The 15,407-nt window shown below is 71.5% G+C and carries 12 protein-coding genes; 6 read left to right on the forward strand and 6 right to left on the reverse strand.

Annotated elements, in window-relative coordinates:
- Positions 1-19 precede the first annotated feature (19 nt).
- The 6 genes from ACF09J_RS11755 to ACF09J_RS11780 all read right to left on the reverse strand — a co-directional run bounded on the left by ACF09J_RS11755 (position 20) and on the right by ACF09J_RS11780 (position 9,755).
- The gene (locus ACF09J_RS11755; protein ID WP_392305229.1) at positions 20-1,045 is read right to left on the reverse strand and encodes an ABC transporter permease; all 1,026 of its coding nucleotides are present in this window, start codon (positions 1,043-1,045) and stop codon (positions 20-22) included.
- Positions 1,042-2,010, reverse strand: coding sequence for an ABC transporter permease (locus ACF09J_RS11760; RefSeq protein ID WP_392305230.1), 969 nt, complete (start codon positions 2,008-2,010; stop codon positions 1,042-1,044). The genes ACF09J_RS11755 and ACF09J_RS11760 overlap by 4 nt, the downstream gene beginning before the upstream one ends.
- Positions 2,007-3,659 carry a sugar ABC transporter ATP-binding protein gene (locus ACF09J_RS11765; protein WP_392305231.1) on the reverse strand — a complete coding sequence of 551 codons (1,653 nt, stop codon included), beginning with the start codon at positions 3,657-3,659 and terminating at the stop codon, positions 2,007-2,009. The genes ACF09J_RS11760 and ACF09J_RS11765 overlap by 4 nt, the downstream gene beginning before the upstream one ends.
- Before the next feature lie 77 nt (positions 3,660-3,736).
- Positions 3,737-4,819 carry an ABC transporter substrate-binding protein gene (locus ACF09J_RS11770; protein ID WP_392305232.1) on the reverse strand — a complete coding sequence of 361 codons (1,083 nt, stop codon included), beginning with the start codon at positions 4,817-4,819 and terminating at the stop codon, positions 3,737-3,739.
- A 163-nt stretch (positions 4,820-4,982) separates the two neighbouring features.
- Positions 4,983-8,282, reverse strand: coding sequence for a LamG-like jellyroll fold domain-containing protein (locus ACF09J_RS11775; RefSeq protein ID WP_392305233.1), 3,300 nt, complete (start codon positions 8,280-8,282; stop codon positions 4,983-4,985).
- A 621-nt stretch (positions 8,283-8,903) separates the two neighbouring features.
- Positions 8,904-9,755 carry an NmrA/HSCARG family protein gene (locus ACF09J_RS11780; RefSeq protein WP_392305234.1) on the reverse strand — a complete coding sequence of 284 codons (852 nt, stop codon included), beginning with the start codon at positions 9,753-9,755 and terminating at the stop codon, positions 8,904-8,906.
- 295 nt (positions 9,756-10,050) lie between these two features.
- Between ACF09J_RS11780 and ACF09J_RS11785 the strand changes: the two genes are divergently transcribed.
- From ACF09J_RS11785 to ACF09J_RS11810, 6 genes are read left to right on the forward strand one after another with little or no spacing between them, the layout of a single operon-like run.
- A complete protein-coding gene (locus ACF09J_RS11785; protein ID WP_392305235.1) occupies positions 10,051-11,337 on the forward strand; it encodes a flavin-containing monooxygenase in 1,287 nt (428 codons plus the stop codon).
- Between the two features lie 10 nt (positions 11,338-11,347).
- The gene (locus ACF09J_RS11790; RefSeq protein ID WP_392305236.1) at positions 11,348-11,818 is read left to right on the forward strand and encodes a RidA family protein; all 471 of its coding nucleotides are present in this window, start codon (positions 11,348-11,350) and stop codon (positions 11,816-11,818) included.
- On the forward strand, positions 11,815-12,489 hold the full coding sequence (locus tag ACF09J_RS11795) for a DUF1028 domain-containing protein (protein ID WP_392305237.1): 675 nt from the start codon (positions 11,815-11,817) through the stop codon (positions 12,487-12,489). The genes ACF09J_RS11790 and ACF09J_RS11795 overlap by 4 nt, the downstream gene beginning before the upstream one ends.
- The gene (locus tag ACF09J_RS11800) at positions 12,489-13,634 is read left to right on the forward strand and encodes a M20 family metallopeptidase (RefSeq protein WP_392305238.1); all 1,146 of its coding nucleotides are present in this window, start codon (positions 12,489-12,491) and stop codon (positions 13,632-13,634) included. Before ACF09J_RS11795 ends, ACF09J_RS11800 begins: the two co-directional genes overlap by 1 nt.
- On the forward strand, positions 13,631-13,942 hold the full coding sequence (locus tag ACF09J_RS11805) for a hypothetical protein (RefSeq protein ID WP_392305239.1): 312 nt from the start codon (positions 13,631-13,633) through the stop codon (positions 13,940-13,942). The genes ACF09J_RS11800 and ACF09J_RS11805 overlap by 4 nt, the downstream gene beginning before the upstream one ends.
- The gene (locus ACF09J_RS11810) at positions 13,933-15,375 is read left to right on the forward strand and encodes an aspartate ammonia-lyase (protein ID WP_392305240.1); all 1,443 of its coding nucleotides are present in this window, start codon (positions 13,933-13,935) and stop codon (positions 15,373-15,375) included. The genes ACF09J_RS11805 and ACF09J_RS11810 overlap by 10 nt, the downstream gene beginning before the upstream one ends.
- The last annotated feature ends 32 nt before the right edge of the window (positions 15,376-15,407 follow it).

Here is a 15,407-nt window from a genome sequence, read left to right on the forward strand (position 1 = left end):
TGCTGCGCGGCGTCTGTCATCAGGTGCGGCGTGCCCGCGCCAGGTACCGCTGGGCCACGACCACCACGATGAGGAAGCCGCCGCTGACCACGGACTGGTAGGACGAATTGAGCGAGCCTATCTGGTTGATCAGGTTCTGGATGACCGCGAGCAGCAGCACTCCCCACAGGGTGCCGCTCACCGAGCCGGCGCCGCCTATCAGCAGGGTGCCGCCGATGACGACCGCGGCGATGGCGTCCAGCTCCATGCCCACGCCGATGATCGTGACCCCGGACGACAGCCGGGCGGCGTTGAGCGCGCCGGCGAACCCGGCAAGGAGGCCGCTGAGCGTGTAGACCAGGACCCGGGTGCGGGCCACCGGCAGTCCCATCAGGGTCGCGGCGTCGGGGCTGCCGCCGACCGCGAACAGCGACTGGCCGAACGAGGTGCGCTGCAGCACCACCCCGCCCGCGGCGAACAGCGCCAGCGCGAGGAGCACCGGATACCCGAAGCCGCCCACCGTGCCCTGGCCGAGTTCGGCGAAGGCCGAGCCGTGCGGCACCAGATAGGTGGTGGCGCCCTCGTCGGTGAGGGCGAGCAGCAGACCGCGGGCCCCGAGCAGGGTGGCCAGGGTGACGATGAAGGGGGCCATGCCGGCCCGTGCGATCAGCAGCCCGTTCAGGGTGCCGATCGCCCCGCAGACGGCCAGCGGCAGCAGCAGCGCGGCCCAGATGCCGTACTGGGAGGCCCAGGCGGCCAGTACGCCGCCGAGCGCGAACACCGAGCCGACCGAGAGGTCGATGCCGCCGGTGATGATCACCAGGGTCATGCCGAGGGCGACGACGGCGACGAAGGACGCCTGTACGGCGATGTTCTGGGCGTTGTCGAGCGTGCCGAAGGACGGGAAGACGAACGAGGAGACCAGGACGACCGCCACCAGGACGGCGAGGGCGCCGTGCCGTTGCAGGAGTTCCGCGATCCGCTCCTGGCCGGTGGCCGGGGAGGGGGACGCGGCCGTCGGACGGAGGGCGGCCGGCGACTGCCGGGTGCTGGTGAGTGACTTCATCGGGACCGACGCTCCCGTGCGACGTAGACGGCGACGAGGATGATGACGGCCTGGGCGATCTGCGTGGTGGAGTCCGGCAGATCGTGCTTGACCAGGGTGGCCCGCAGGAGCTGCATCAGCAGCGCCCCGGTGACGGTGCCCAGCACCCGCACCGAGCCGCCGGTCAGCGGTGTGCCGCCGACGACCACCGCGGTGATCGCGGACAGTTCCATCAGGTTGCCGAGCGCGGAGGGGTCGCTCGCGGTCAGCCGGGCGGTGGCCAGGACGCCGGCGAGCGCCGCCAGGACGCCGCACAGCACGTAGACGCCGATCAGGACCCGCTTGACCGGGAGCCCGGAGAGTCCGGCGGCGGCCCGGTTGCCGCCCACCGCGACCAGTTGCCGGCCGAAGGTGGTGCGGTGCACGACGCCGGCCACCGCCAGCGCCAGCACGCCCGCGGTCAGTACGACCACGGGGATGCCGAGCACCTCTCCGCTGCCCAGCGCCAGCAGGTCCGGGTTGACGATCTGCTTGAGCTGTCCGTCGGCCATCACCAGGGCCAGGCCCCGGCCGCCGACGAACAGGGCAAGGGTGGCCACGATGGGTTGCAGGCCCACCACGGCGACCAGGGTGCCGTTGACCGCGCCCACGAAGACCCCGGCCAGCAGCGCCACGAGCAGTGCCGGGACCAGGCCGTAGCCGAGATAGAGCGGCAGCAGCGCGGCGGCCAGCGCCATCGCGGACCCCACGGACAGGTCCACGCCCTCGGTGCCGATGACGAGCGCCATGCCGAGCGCCACGATGACGACCGGGGAGACCTGCACGAGCTGCGTCCGCAGGTTGGCGACGGTCAGGAAGTGCTCGGTGAACGCGGCGTTGAAGGCGAGCAGCACCAGCACCGCCGTGTAGACGCCGTACTTCTGGAACCAGGCCGGTGCGGCGAGCCGGACCGCCTTCCGTCCCAGTGCCGGCGACAACTGGGTCATTCCTGCTCCTCGTCCGTGTGCGGTGCCGTGTGCGGCTCTTCGGCGCCGGGCCCGGAAGCGGGCCCGGCCGTGGCCTCGGGGGTGTGCGTGTGCGCGGCCAGCGCGTCCAGCAGTTCGGCCTCGCTGACCAGGTCGCCGGCCAGCTCTCCGGCCACCGCGCCGCCGCGCAGCACCACCAGCCGGTCCGCGCCCTCCACCAGTTCCTCGACGTCGGAGGAGATCAGCAGCACCGCGAGCCCCTCCCGCGCCAGTTCGTCGATGAGGGCCTGCACCTCGGCCTTGGCGCCGACGTCGATCCCGCGGGTGGGCTCGTCCAGCAGCAGCACCTTGGGTTCCAGGCACAGCCAGCGCGCCAGCAGCACCTTCTGCTGGTTGCCGCCCGAGAGCTCCTCGACCTTCTGCTCGGGTCCCGAGGCCTTGATCCGCAGCCGCTTCATGAAGATCTCGACGATGCGGTCCTGCTGCCTGCGGGAGACGACACCGGCCCGGGACAGGCGGGGCATGGCGGCCAGGACGATGTTCTCCCGCACCGACAGACCGGGCACGATGCCCTCGGCCTTGCGGTCCTCGGAGAGCAGGCTGATACCGGCCCGGATCGCCGCGGCGGGGGACAGGCGGCGCAGCGGCCTGCCCGCCACCGAGACCGTGCCGGAGTCCAGCGGCAGCGCACCGACCAGTGCCTTGGCGGTCTCGGTGCGCCCGGACCCCAGCAGGCCGCCCAGGCCCAGGACCTCTCCGGGGCGCAGTTCCAGCGACACCTCGTCCAGCAGGTGACGGCGGCTCAGACTCTCGGCGGTGAGGACCGGTTCACGGGCGGCGTCGTGCTCAGCGCCGAAGCCGGTGACGCCGTGCCGGCGGACCTCGGCGACCTCCCGGCCGAGCATCATCGAGACGAGCTGCATCCGGTCCAGTTCCGCGAGCGGGCCGCTGTGCACCAGCCGTCCGTCGCGGAGCACGGTGACCCGGTCGCAGACGCGGTACAGCTCGTCCATCCGGTGGCTGACGTAGAGGATGGCGATGTCCCGGCTGTGCAGTTCCTCGACGACCCGGAAGAGCGTCTCCACCTCGCGCGGCTCCAGTGCGGACGTCGGTTCGTCCATCACCACCACTTGGGCCCGCACCGAGACCGCGCGGGCCAGCGCCACCATCTGCTGGGTGCCCACGCCCAGGCTGTTCAGGGGGCGGCGCACGTCGGCGGTGACCCCGAAGCCGGCCAGCAGTTCGGCCGCCTCCCGGTGCATCCGCGGGAAGTCGATCAGGCGCAGGCGGTTCTTGGGTTCGCGGCCCAGGAAGATGTTCCGCGCCACGCTCATCATCGGGACGAGGTTGACCTCCTGGTAGATGGTGGACACGCCGGCCTGCTGCGCCTCGTGCGGCCGGGCGAAGGAGACCGGCCGCCCGCCCAGGCGCAGCTCCCCGGAGTCGGGGCGGTGCACGCCGGTGAGGACCTTGATCAGGGTGGACTTGCCGGCGCCGTTCTCGCCGACCAGGGCGTGGATCTCACCGCGGCGCAGCGTCAGGGAGACGTCGTCGAGCGCCACCACGCCGGCGAAGCGCTTGCCGACGCCGACGGCCTCCAGCACCGTCGGGGGCGCGGCGCCGTCCGCGTCCGGGTGCGGTGCGGCGACTGCCGCTTCGGGGGGTGCCATGGGCTCAGGCCTTCCGTGGGTCGGTGAGTGGGGAGCGGGCCGCCCGGGTCCGGGGGGCCGGGCGGCCCGAGGGCGTCTCAGTAGGCTCCGGACAGGGAGTCCTTGGCGTTGGACGCGTCGTAGGCGCGGTCGGAGATGATCACGTTCTCCGGGATGGACTCGCCGCCGAAGAACTTCTGCGCGGTGGCGAAGGCCAGCGGACCGAACCGCGGGTTGGACTCGATGACCCCGTTGTACTGGCCGTCGGCGAGGGCCTGCACCGCGTTGCGGGTGCCGTCGATGGAGATGATCTTGACGTCCTTGCCGGGCTTCTTGCCGGCCCCCTTGAGCGCGGTGACGGCGCCCAGGCCCATCTCGTCGTTCTCCGCGTACACGGCGGTGATGTCCGGCTTGGACTGGATGAGCTGCTCCATCACCTGCTGGCCCTTGTCACGGGCGAACTCGCCGGTCTGCTGGGCCACGATCTCCAGGCCCGGTGCCTTGGCCTTGAGCTGGTCGACGAAGCCCTTGGTGCGGTCGGTGGTGACGTTGTTCCCGGACGCGCCCAGCAGGATCGCGACCTTACCCTTGCCGCCGGTCGCCTGGATCATCGCGTCCGCCGCCCGCTTGCCCTGCTCGACGAAGTCCGAGCCGAGGAAGGCCACATAGTCCTTGCAGGCGGTGGCGTTGAGCTTGCGGTCGACGGTGATCACGGGCACGTGCTTGGCGGCGGCGGCCTGCAACGCCGGTTCCAGGCCGTCGGAGTTCAGCGGCGCCACGATGAGGAGCTGCGCGCCCTGCGCCAGCATGTCCTTGATGTCGCTGATCTGCTTGGACAGTTGGGACTGGGCGTTGGTGGTGAGCAGTTTCTTGACGCCCAGCTTGGCGGCCTCGTCCTTGATGGACTGGGTCTCGGCGATCCGGAAGGGGTTGGCCTCCTTCTCGGACTGCGAGAAGCCGACGACCGCGTCCTTCAGGTCGATCTTGCCGGCGCCGTAGGCCTCCAGGGTGCAGCCCGATCCCGAGGAGTCGGCGGACGGCGACTGCACCACCTGGGCGCCCTGGCTGGTGTCGGAGGAGGCCGCGCCGGTGCCCTCCTCCTTGGAGCAGCCGGCGGCGAGGGCCGCGGCGGCGGCGAGGCACACGGCGGCCACGAGACGGGATCTGCGAGGGCTGGTCATGGTTGTTGCACTCCTTGCGTGGTGGGGCGACTGCTCTGGCACGGCGCGGCCGACGAGGTCGTCCGGTCGCCGCTGGGGCCGCGGGTGGAATGCGGCGTCGTGCGCGTTCTCGGCAAGGGGGGCCGGGAGGCCCCCGGGGTGGACCGGGGGCCTCCCGCCGCCGTCACCGCCTGGCGGGTGCGGTGGGTTCGCCGGCCGCCAGCGAGGCCACCTCGGCGCCGCTCAGGGCGCGGTCGTAGGCGTGGACGTCGGCGATCGCACCGGTCCAGTGGTCGACCGGGCCGCCGTTGTACTTGCCGCGGCCGATCAGCAGGTTCCCGGTGGGCACCTCCCCGTTGCAGGCACGGGTGGAGCCGGCCTCGGTGCCGTCCACGTAGATCCGCAGCGCGCCGTCCCGGTGGCTGTAGCTGCCGACCAGGTGGTACCACTTTCCGGCCTGCGGCTCGCCGATGCTGTTCGCCAGCGCCCGGGAGCCGGAGAAGCTGAACGCGAACCGCTTGTCGGCCTGGGAGTACTGGAGGTAGAAGACGCTGCTTTTGTCGCCGTCGACGGACACCGCGGTGCTGAAGTGCCCCTTGTCGTCGAGCCGGACCCAGGCGGCCACCGAGTAGTCGCCCTTCTCGGTGTCCAGGACGGGCGCTCCGGCGTCGATGTAACCGGTGCTGCCGTCCAGTTGCACCGCGCCGCCGTTCGGCCCGGTGGTCCAGCTCGCGCCGCCCTTGAGGGTGCCGTCGTGGTGGCCGGCGACGTCCGTGGCGGTCGTGCCGGACTGCTGGTGCAGCGGCCACCAGGAGACTCCGGCCGGACCCGGGGTGCCCTTCGGGACGTTCACGCCGCCCGCGGCGGAACCCGCCGCGATCACCTGCTGGTTGATCTCCCGCACGGGTCCGGGCTGCACCTTGACCACCTTGCGGTCGTAGGTGAGCAGGCCGTTGAGCTCGCCCTCCACGTCCGTCACCTGGGTGTAGACCGAGCCGGAGAGCCCGCAGGAGGCCCGCTGGACGAGCTTCCTGGTGTTCTCCACGTACGCCTTGGTCAGCTCCTCGGTGCTGGTGGCGGCGTCACCGTAGTCCTGGCCGCCGGCGGTCCCGAGGATGTGGCCGGGAACGACGTACGAGTAGCCGCCGTGCTCGCCGTCCACGGAGGCCCGGGTGGCGTCCGGGGCGGGGTTGGCGGGCCCGTGGTAGTCGTGGAAGTCGATGATGTCACCGCGACCCGAATCTCCCTTGGAGGCACAGCAGTTGACGCCGGAGTGGGCGTCGACCAGGCGGGACGGGTCCTGCTTCTTGACCGCGTCCGCGAGCTCACCGGTGGCGGCCTTGCTCCATTCGCCCCAGCCCTCGTTCATCATCGTCCACATGACGATCGACGGGCTGCTGATGTGCTGGTCGACGATCGTGTGCACCTGGTCGGTGAACGTCCGGGTCTCCGGAGTGCCCGCCGCGGCCGTCATGCGGCTCGGCATGTCCTGCCACACCATCAGGCCGAGCCGGTCGGCCCAGTAGTACCAGCGGGCGGGCTCCACCTTGATGTGCTTGCGCACCGCGTTGAAGCCCAGGTTCTTGTGCTCCACCAGGTCGTACTTCAGGGCCTCGTCGGTCGGCGCGGTGTACAGGCCGTCCGGCCAGAACCCCTGGTCCAGGGTGGCCATCACGAAGGTGGGCTTGCCGTTGAGCACGATCTTGTTGACGCCGCCGACCGGGGCGACCTCGATCGACCGCATGCCGAAGTAGGAGCCGACCTCGTCCTTTCCGGCCCGTCCGCCGTCCACGGTCACCTTGAGGTTGTACAGGTACGGGTCGTCCGGGCTCCACAGGTGCGGCTTGCTGATCGGCAGGCGCAGCGGGGTACCGGGCCGCCCGGTGACCGATGCCACGGCCTTGTTGCCGGTGTAGGCGGTCGCGGTGACCTTCGCCGTCGGCGCGGTCCCGGCGGTGGGACGCACGGTGACGGACAGCGACTTGTCCGCCAGGTCCGGGGTGAGCACCAGCGAGTCGACGCTCGTCTCGGGGACCGGCTCCATCCAGACGGTCTGCCAGATGCCGGAGGTCGGGGTGTACCAGATGCCGCTCGGATCGGTGGACTGCTTGCCGAGCGCGTACCGGTCGTCCGTGGTGTCCTTGACCTTCACCAGCAGGGTCTGCGTCCCGCGTCCCACGAGCGCGTCGGTGACGTCGGCGCCGAACTCCTCGTAGCCGCCGGTGTGATGGGCGACCTGACGGCCGTTGACGTAGACCCAGGCCTCGTAGTCCACCGCGCCGAAGTTCAGGCGCAGCCGGTTGCCCGATCCCACCTTCCAGCCGTTCGGCACGGTGAAGGTGCGCTGGTACAGCGACCAGTCGTGGTGCCTGGCGACGCCGGACAGGCCCGACTCCATCGGGTACGGCACCAGGATGCTGCCGGAGAGCTTCCCGGTGGGCAGCGCGGCGCCCTGCTCGGTGGCCTGGAACTGCCAGGTGCCGTTGAGGTTCTGCCAGTTCTTGCGGGTCAACTGCGGCCGCGGGTACTCGGGCAGGGCGTTCTTGGCGGAGACGTCCTTGGCCCACTTGGTGGCGAAGTACCAGGTGGAGTTGTTCTGCGCCACCACGGAGAAGGGCCCGAGCTCGCCCCCGGCGGTGGTGATGCCGCCCTTTCCGTCGTAGCTGATCCGCACGTCGGCGTTGAGCGAGACGGGGGTGTCGTCCTTGCCGGGTGTGATGACGAGCCTGGAGGCGTTCTTGGGGTCCTTGGCCACCGTGGCGGACCACAGGGTGCCTCCGGACACCAGCGCGAGGTGCTTGGCCGCGTCGGCCGGGACCGACTTCACGGCGGAGGGCAGCTCGATCGTGGCGGTCTTCCCGGTCGCGCCGACGGTGCCCTTGGCGTCGGCGGGGGAGAAGCCGGCCGGCAGGTGCAGCGCCGAGTCGGGGAGCGGCTGCCGGGCAAAGCCGGGACCGGACCACTCGGTGTGCAGATAGGCGCCGCCGTTGCCCTGGTTGTAGTCGACCGCCAGGTCGTGCAGACCGGCTGTGAGCGTGATCGCCTCGGACGTGGTCTGGACGTCCCAGTCGGTGGTCCAGTGGTCGATCACACTGGCCCCGTCGAGGGACATCCGGAAGCCGTTGTCGCCCTTGATGTAGAAGGTGTAGACGCCGTCCGCGGGCACCTGGAGCCGGCCCGTCCAGCGCACCGCGACGTTGTCCGTGGTCCCGGCGTAGGCGCGCAGCGCGGGCAGCAGGTCGTCGACGTGGAGGGAGTGGTCGATCCTGGTGCCGGTGTACGACGCGAAGTCCAGCGCGGAGGCGCTGGACATCCGGTAGTAGTCGCCTCGCAGACCGAGGTCGGTGGCCTCGGCCGGGGGACGGGACGCCGCGGCCGGTGCGGCACTGACCTGGGCCGGCACCAGCAGCGCGGCGCCCAGCAACAGCGGCAGCAACGCAGCGAGTCGGCCGAGGAAGGGTATTCGGAGTCTGCCTGGGCTCATGCTCACCCTTTCCGTAACGGAAATTCTCCACGCCTGAACCTGCGCCGAAGGGGACGCTCGCGCCGGGCGGCACAGGGGAAGCGCGGCGGAGGCGTTCTTGTATAACGTTGGAAAAGTCGGCGCGGGAGCATGAAAGCAGGGCCCTCACAACCCTGTCCAGACCCCGGACCCAACCGATCCGGACCTACCCGCTGGGGCGGGGAAGACTGCCAAGTCAGCGGGGATCACAGGCCGTTCGAGGTCTGGACACGACCGCTCGCGCGTGCTGTCATTCCTGTCGGCGGACATCTCTGCAACGTTATAAGGCGCGCTGACGTCGCGTCCGTGCGGCGCCTTGGCCGTTCCGCACGCGCCGGCCGTCCCCGACCCCCCCAGTGACCGCCACCACCCTGTGCCTGCGGGGGCGGGTGCGGCCCGGCGTCTTTGGCGGCGTACTGGCCTGGCGGGTCCGCTTTCTGTGAGGCCCGGGTCCGGGCGGTGACAGCGGCAGCACCATGGCGCCCGCTCAACCGCCCCCATGCCTGGGGCGGTTGGGTTGATCTTCGCCCCGAACTCCGCAAGACCTGACGGACATGACCCTGCGGCGGCTGCCGATACCGTGGCGGTTTCGGCATGGCTGCTTCAGCAGGCCGTCGCGAACGTGCGGTGTGCCCAGTCGGCGAAGCTGCTCCAGTGAACCTCCGGGTGAGCGGCATGCAGTGCGGGGATGTCGACGCGGTAGCCGGGTCCGTTCAGGAACGTCCACATCGCGTGCATGTCCGGGTCGGCGATCGCCGTCAAAGGCACTTGCTCGTGGCGAACCTCCCGTCCCAGCGTCGCGCCGAGCGCGGCCGCCATCTGCGTGGGAGTGGGCGCGTCGCTTGCCAGCTCGATGCGCCGTCCGACGTAGCGGGCAGGGTTGAGCAGCACTTCCGCCGCGAACGCTCCGAGGTCGGGGCGGGCAAGCTGCTGCAACGGCCGATCGGGCGGCAGCGGCAGGTCGAGAACGCCGCTGCGGACGCGCTCCGTTCCGCCGAGAGCGTTGTCGAAGAAATACGTCGGCCCCAGGATCGTATGGGGCACATCACCGGCGGCCAGCTCGGCTTCGATGCGTGCCTTGCTCTCGAAGTGCGGAACCCCACTTTTCTGGTCGGCGCCGGCGACCGAGCTGAACACGAGATGCGCCACGCCCGCCTCCCCGGCAGCGGCCAGGATGGCCCGTCCCTGGCCCACCTCCGCCTCGACGCCGGCCTCGAAGGGGGTGGTGAACGCGAAGACCCCCGCCACCCCGCTCATCGCGGCGGCGAGCGACCCGCGATCGGTCAAGGATCCCGCCATCACTTCGACACCCTGGTCGGCCAGTTCCCGCGCCGCTCTCCGCGCCGGGTCGCGCACCAGCGCGCGGACCCGGGCCCGGCGGCTCAGCAGCGCGTCGGTCACCGCCCTGCCCTGTCCTCCGGTTGCCGCAAGCACCAGGACCGGCTCATCGACCATCGAAGAGTCCCCTTCCGTGTGGGCGGACGCGGCAACGGATCGCCGGCGCCGGCCCCAACGGTAACCATCCGTCCCGCACGACACGCCCAGCGTCGCGTCCCTTGATCCGCCTGCGTCGCGGTAGTGCTCGCGGTGGCCGGCCATCACGACCAATACCCTCTGGCGAATCCAAAAATCAGATCACTCAAACCGGAAACATCTGTTCGACAGGTTTCCGGCCGCGCCCCAGGATGTCTCGTGCGGTAGCACAGTCGACGCGACACCGGAATGGACTACCGCCTGAGTGGAGGCTGGAATGCCGAGTGAAGAAACTGAAGTAGTCGTCGTCGGGGCGGGCCAGGCGGGCGTCGCGGTGAGTGAGCACCTGGGAGCCCACGGCATACCGCACGTCGTCCTGGAGCGGCACCGCATCGCCGAGCGGTGGCGTTCGGAGCGGTGGGATTCCCTGGTCGCGAACGGGCCCGCATGGCACGACCGGTTCCCGGGACTGGAGTTCTCCGACGTCGACCCCGACGGCTTCGCTTCGAAGGAGCAGGTCGCGGACTACCTCGTCGCATACGCCGAGAAGATCGGCGCCCCGGTCCGGTGCGGTGTCGAGGTGACCTCGGTGCGCAAGCGGGCCGGCCGGCCCGGTTTCCGGGTCGAGACGTCGGAGGGTTCCATCGACGCACGCTTCGTCGTCGCGGCGACCGGACCCTTCCAGCGGCCCGTGATCCCGCCCATCGTCCCGGACGGTGCCGTTCCCGTGCAGCTCCACTCCAGCGGGTACCGCAACCCGGAGCAGCTGCCCGAGGGTGCGGTCCTCGTGGTCGGGGCCGGCTCCTCGGGGGTCCAGATCGCCGACGAGCTGCGCCGCTCCGGTCGCCGGGTCTTCCTCTCCGTCGGTCCGCACGACCGTCCTCCCCGCCAGTACCGCGGACGTGACTTCTGCTGGTGGCTCGGTGTGCTCGGGATCTGGGACGCTCAGACGCCTCCCCAGGGTGCCGAACACGTCACCATCGCGGTCAGCGGCGCCCGCGGCGGCCACACCGTGGACTTCCGCGCCCTGGCCGGCACCGGCATCGAGCTCGTCGGCATGACCGCGTCGTACGAGGACGGCGTGCTGCGCTTCGCGCCGGACCTCGCCCCGAACATCGCGCTCGGCGACGACAAGTACCTCGCGTTCCTGAAGGCGGCGGACGAGTACATCGAGCGCAATGGGCTCGACCTCCCCGAGGAGCCGGAGGCCCACGTCCTCGGGCCGGACCCGGAGTGCGTGACCAGTCCGCTCCTGGAGCTCGACCTGGCCGGGGCCGGCGTCACCTCGATCGTCTGGGCGACGGGCTTCGCCACCGACTACGACTGGCTCGAGGTCGACGCGTTCAACGAGAAGGGCAGGCCGGACCACCGGCGCGGAGTGTCCTGCGAGCCCGGCGTCTACTTCCTGGGCCTGCCCTGGCTGTCCCGCCGCGGGTCCAGCTTCATCTGGGGTGTGTGGCACGACGCCAGGTACGTCGCCGACCACATCGTGACCCAGCGGGGCTACCTCGCGTACGGCACCACCGACCGGCCCGGCGCCGCCCCGGCGATCCAGAACGACTGAGGAGCAGATCATGACGTCCACGAGTGAGGGCCGCCGGGTGAAGGCCCCGATCGTCGCCGGCGGACACACCCGGATCCGTCCGTTCAACACGCGCGACACGTATCCCGAGCAGAACCTCGACAACGACCTCTGCCAGGCCGTCGTCGCCGGCAACACGGTGTACGTCCGGGGCCAGATCGGCCAGGACCTCGACACCAGCGAGTCCGTCGGCATCGGCGACGCCGAGGCCCAGGCCGAGCAGGCCATGGCCAACATCAGGATGCTGCTCGAAGAAGCGGGCAGCCGCATGGAGCACCTGGTCAAGCTGACCATCTACCTGACCGACCCGCGCTACCGCGAGGCGGTGTACCGCACCGTGGGCCGCTGGACCAAGGGCGTGCACCCCATCTCCACCGGCCTGGTGGTCTCCGCCCTCGCCCGCCCGGAGTGGCTGTGCGAGATCGACGCGATCGCCGTGATCCCCGAGGAGGACCGGGCATGACCATGTCCCTGGTGGTACGCGACGGCGAGCGGTTCGGCATCGTGGCCGGCTCGTCGAGTCCGGCGGTCTCCGCCCGGGTCGCCCATCTGCGGCCCGGGGTCGGCGCGGCGGCCTCGCAGAACGTCACCGACCCCACGCTCGGCACGAGCCTGCTGGACGGGCTGGCGGAGCATGGCGACGCGGAACGCGCCCTGGCCGACGTCACCGGCGCGGCGCGGAACGCGAAGACCATCGAGTACCGGCAGCTGACCGTGCTCGGCCGCTCCGGTGCCGGGTTCGCCTACAGCGGCGCGCGGACGCTCGGCACGCACGCCTCGGCCACCGCGGACGGCGCGGTGGCGGCCGGCAACATGCTCTCCGGCGAGCACATCCCCCGCGTGATCCTCGACGCGTACCTCGCGGCCGGCGGGGAGCTGGAGGAGCGTCTGCTCACCGCCCTGAAGGCCGGCGTCGCGGCCGGCGGCGAGGAGGGGCCGCTGTACTCCGCGGGCCTGGCGGTCGTCGCGGACGTGGGCTGGCGGGTGACCGACCTGCGGGTGGACTGGGCCGGCGATCCCGTGGACCGGCTCGGCGAACTCCTCGACGTCTGGCTGCCGCAGCGGGACGACTACGTGCGGCGCGGACTCGACCCCGCCTCCGCTCCCTCGTACGGCGTCCCGGGCGACCTGTGATGGGCGCGCTGAAGGAGGCGGCCCGGCAGGCGGTCGACCGTCATGCCGAGGAGCTGATCGGCCTCTCCGAGCGGCTGCACGCCGACCCGGAGACCGCCTGGGAGGAACACCGGGCCGCTGCCGCCGTACCGGAACTGCTGGACCGCACCGGTTTCGACGTCACCTCGTCCTACCTGGGTCTCGAGACGGCGTTCCTCGCCCGGTTCGGCAGTGGGCCCGTCCGGATCGCGCTGTGCGCCGAGTACGACGCGCTGCCGGGCCTCGGTCACGCGTGCGGGCACAACCTCATCGCGGCGAGCTCGGTGGGGGCCGCACTCGGCCTGGCCGCCGTCGCCGACGAGGCGGGCATCACCGTCGAGGTCTACGGCACCCCGGCCGAGGAAGGCGGCGGCGGCAAGATCGAGATGCTCGACCGGGGTGCCTTCGCCGGGGTGGACCTCGCGATGATGGTGCACCCGGCGCCGGTCGACGTCGCCGAGGCCCGCCCGTTCGCGGTCAGCCACTCCAAGATCTCGTACACCGGGAAGTCCGCCCACGCCGCGGCCTACCCGGAGGCCGGGGTCAACGCGGCCGACGCCTTCACCGTCGCCCAGGTTGCGATCGGCCTGCTCCGCCAGCAGCTGCCCGCGTCGGCCAGGGTGCACGGGGTGGTGACCCACGCCGGGGACGCCCCGAACGCCATCCCGGAGCGCTCGACCGGCCGGTGGTACGTGCGCGCGGAGACGCTCGCCGAACTGGCCGAGCTGGAACCACGGGTCATGCGGGCCTTCGAGGCCGGTGCCCTCGCGACCGGCTGCGAGCTTCGGATCGAGCCGGAGAGCAGGCCGTACGCGGAGTTCCGCACGGACGAGGCCGCCCTCGGGCACTACCGTGCGAACGCCCTCGCCCTGGGCCGGGAGTTCGCGCCGCCCGGCCAGGCCGCGCGGATGAACCGTGCCTCCACCGACATGGGCAACGTCTCGCAGGTGGTGCCGGCCATCCACCCCTACATCGGCATCGGATCCCTGCCCGCCACCAACCACCAGCACGAGTTCGCCGCGTACTGCGTGGGCGGGACGGCGCAGCGGGCCCTGCTCGACGGGGCGATCGCGTTGGCCTGGACCGGCGTGGACCGAAGCGCGTCGGCCGGGGGAGCGGCGGCGTGACGGGGACGGCCGCCGCCGCGGCCGCGCGGACCGGTCGCGTGCTGTGGAAGCACCTGGGTGACGTTCCGACCGGGTCCGGTCCGGCAGTGGTCACCACCGGGCGGTTCTACGGGGTGCACCGCCGCCATCAGCGGCTGCTCGCGGCCACCCGGTGTCGCGCCGACGCCCTCGGCAAGGCGGCCGGCGCGGTGACCTCCGCCCGCCACCCGCTCCGTCCGCTCGCCCCGGACTGCCTTCCCGCGACGCTCGACGTGTCGTTCACCGGCCCCCTCGATCCCCGACGACCCGGAGGACACCGATGCCCTTGACCGCAGACCCCCAACGCACCGCACCGGCGGACGACAGGTACCGCACGGAGCACGACATGCTCGGCGACGTCGAGGTGCCGGCGGACGCCCACTACGGTGCCCACACCGTTCGAGCGGTGGTCAACTTCCCCCTCACCGGGGAGACCCTGGCCGCCCGGCCGCACCTGATCGGCGCCCTGGCAGCGGTGAAGCACGCCGCGGCCCTCGCCAACTCCGAAGTCGGCGCCCTGGACGGCACACTCGCCTCGGCGATCGCGGAGGCCTGCGCCGAGATCCGCGACGGCGCGCTGCGGGGCCAGTTCGTCGTCGACCTCATCCAGGGCGGCGCGGGCACCTCGACCAACATGAACGCCAACGAGGTGATCGCCAACCGCGCCCTGGAACTGCTCGGACACTCCCGCGGCCAGTACGCGCTCCTGCACCCCCTCGACCACGTCAACCTCGGACAGAGCACCAACGACGTCTATCCGACCGCGGTGAAACTGGCACTGGACGCGCACATCGCCGAACTGCTCGTCGCCCTGGCCGGCCTGCGCGAGGCCTTCGCCGCCAAGGCCGCCGAGTTCGCCGACGTGCTGAAGCTGGGCCGCACCCAGCTGCAGGACGCCGTACCCATGACGCTGGGCCAGGAGTTCGGGGCGTTCGCCGTCACCCTCGCCGAGGACGAACAGCGGCTCGCCGAGGCCAGGGTGCTGCTGCACGAACTCAACCTCGGCGGCACGGCGATCGGCACCGGGCTCAACGCCCGCCCGGGCTACCGGGAGCGCGCGATGGAGCACCTGCGCCGGCTGACGGGGATCCCGACGCTTCAGTCCTCGCCCGACCTGATCGAGGCCACCCAGGACGTCGGCGTCTTCGTCCAGCTGTCCGGCGTGCTCAAGCGCATCGCCGTGAAACTCTCCAAGATCTGCAACGACCTGCGTCTGCTGTCCTCGGGACCGCAGGCCGGACTCGGCGAGATCAACCTCCCCGCACGGCAGGCCGGATCATCGATCATGCCGGGCAAGGTCAACCCGGTGATCCCCGAGGCGGTCAACCAGATCGCGTTCGAGGTCATCGGCAACGACGTGACCGTCACCCTGGCCGCCGAGGGCGGACAGCTCCAGCTCAACGCCTTCGAGCCGGTCATCTTCCGGAGTCTGAGCGCCGGCCTCGCCCACCTCACCGCGGGGATCGCCGTCCTCACCGAGCACTGCGTGCGGGGCATCACCGCCAACCGGAACCGGCTCGCGCAGACCGTCGCCACCTCCACCGGGCTGGTCACCGCGCTCAGCCCCGCACTCGGCTACGAGACCGCCTGCGCCATCGCGCTGGAGGCCCACCACACCGGCAGACCCGCGCTCGACCTCGTACGCGAGCGCGAGCTGCTGACCGAGGCGGAACTCCGCGACCTCACCAGCCCCGCCTCCCTCACCGGCCTGCCCGTGCTCTGAGGACACGGCGCCGGCAGCACCCGCACAGCTCC

The organism is Streptomyces sp. NPDC014889 (genome assembly GCF_043081205.1).
Taxonomy (GTDB): Bacteria; Actinomycetota; Actinomycetes; order Streptomycetales; family Streptomycetaceae; genus Streptomyces.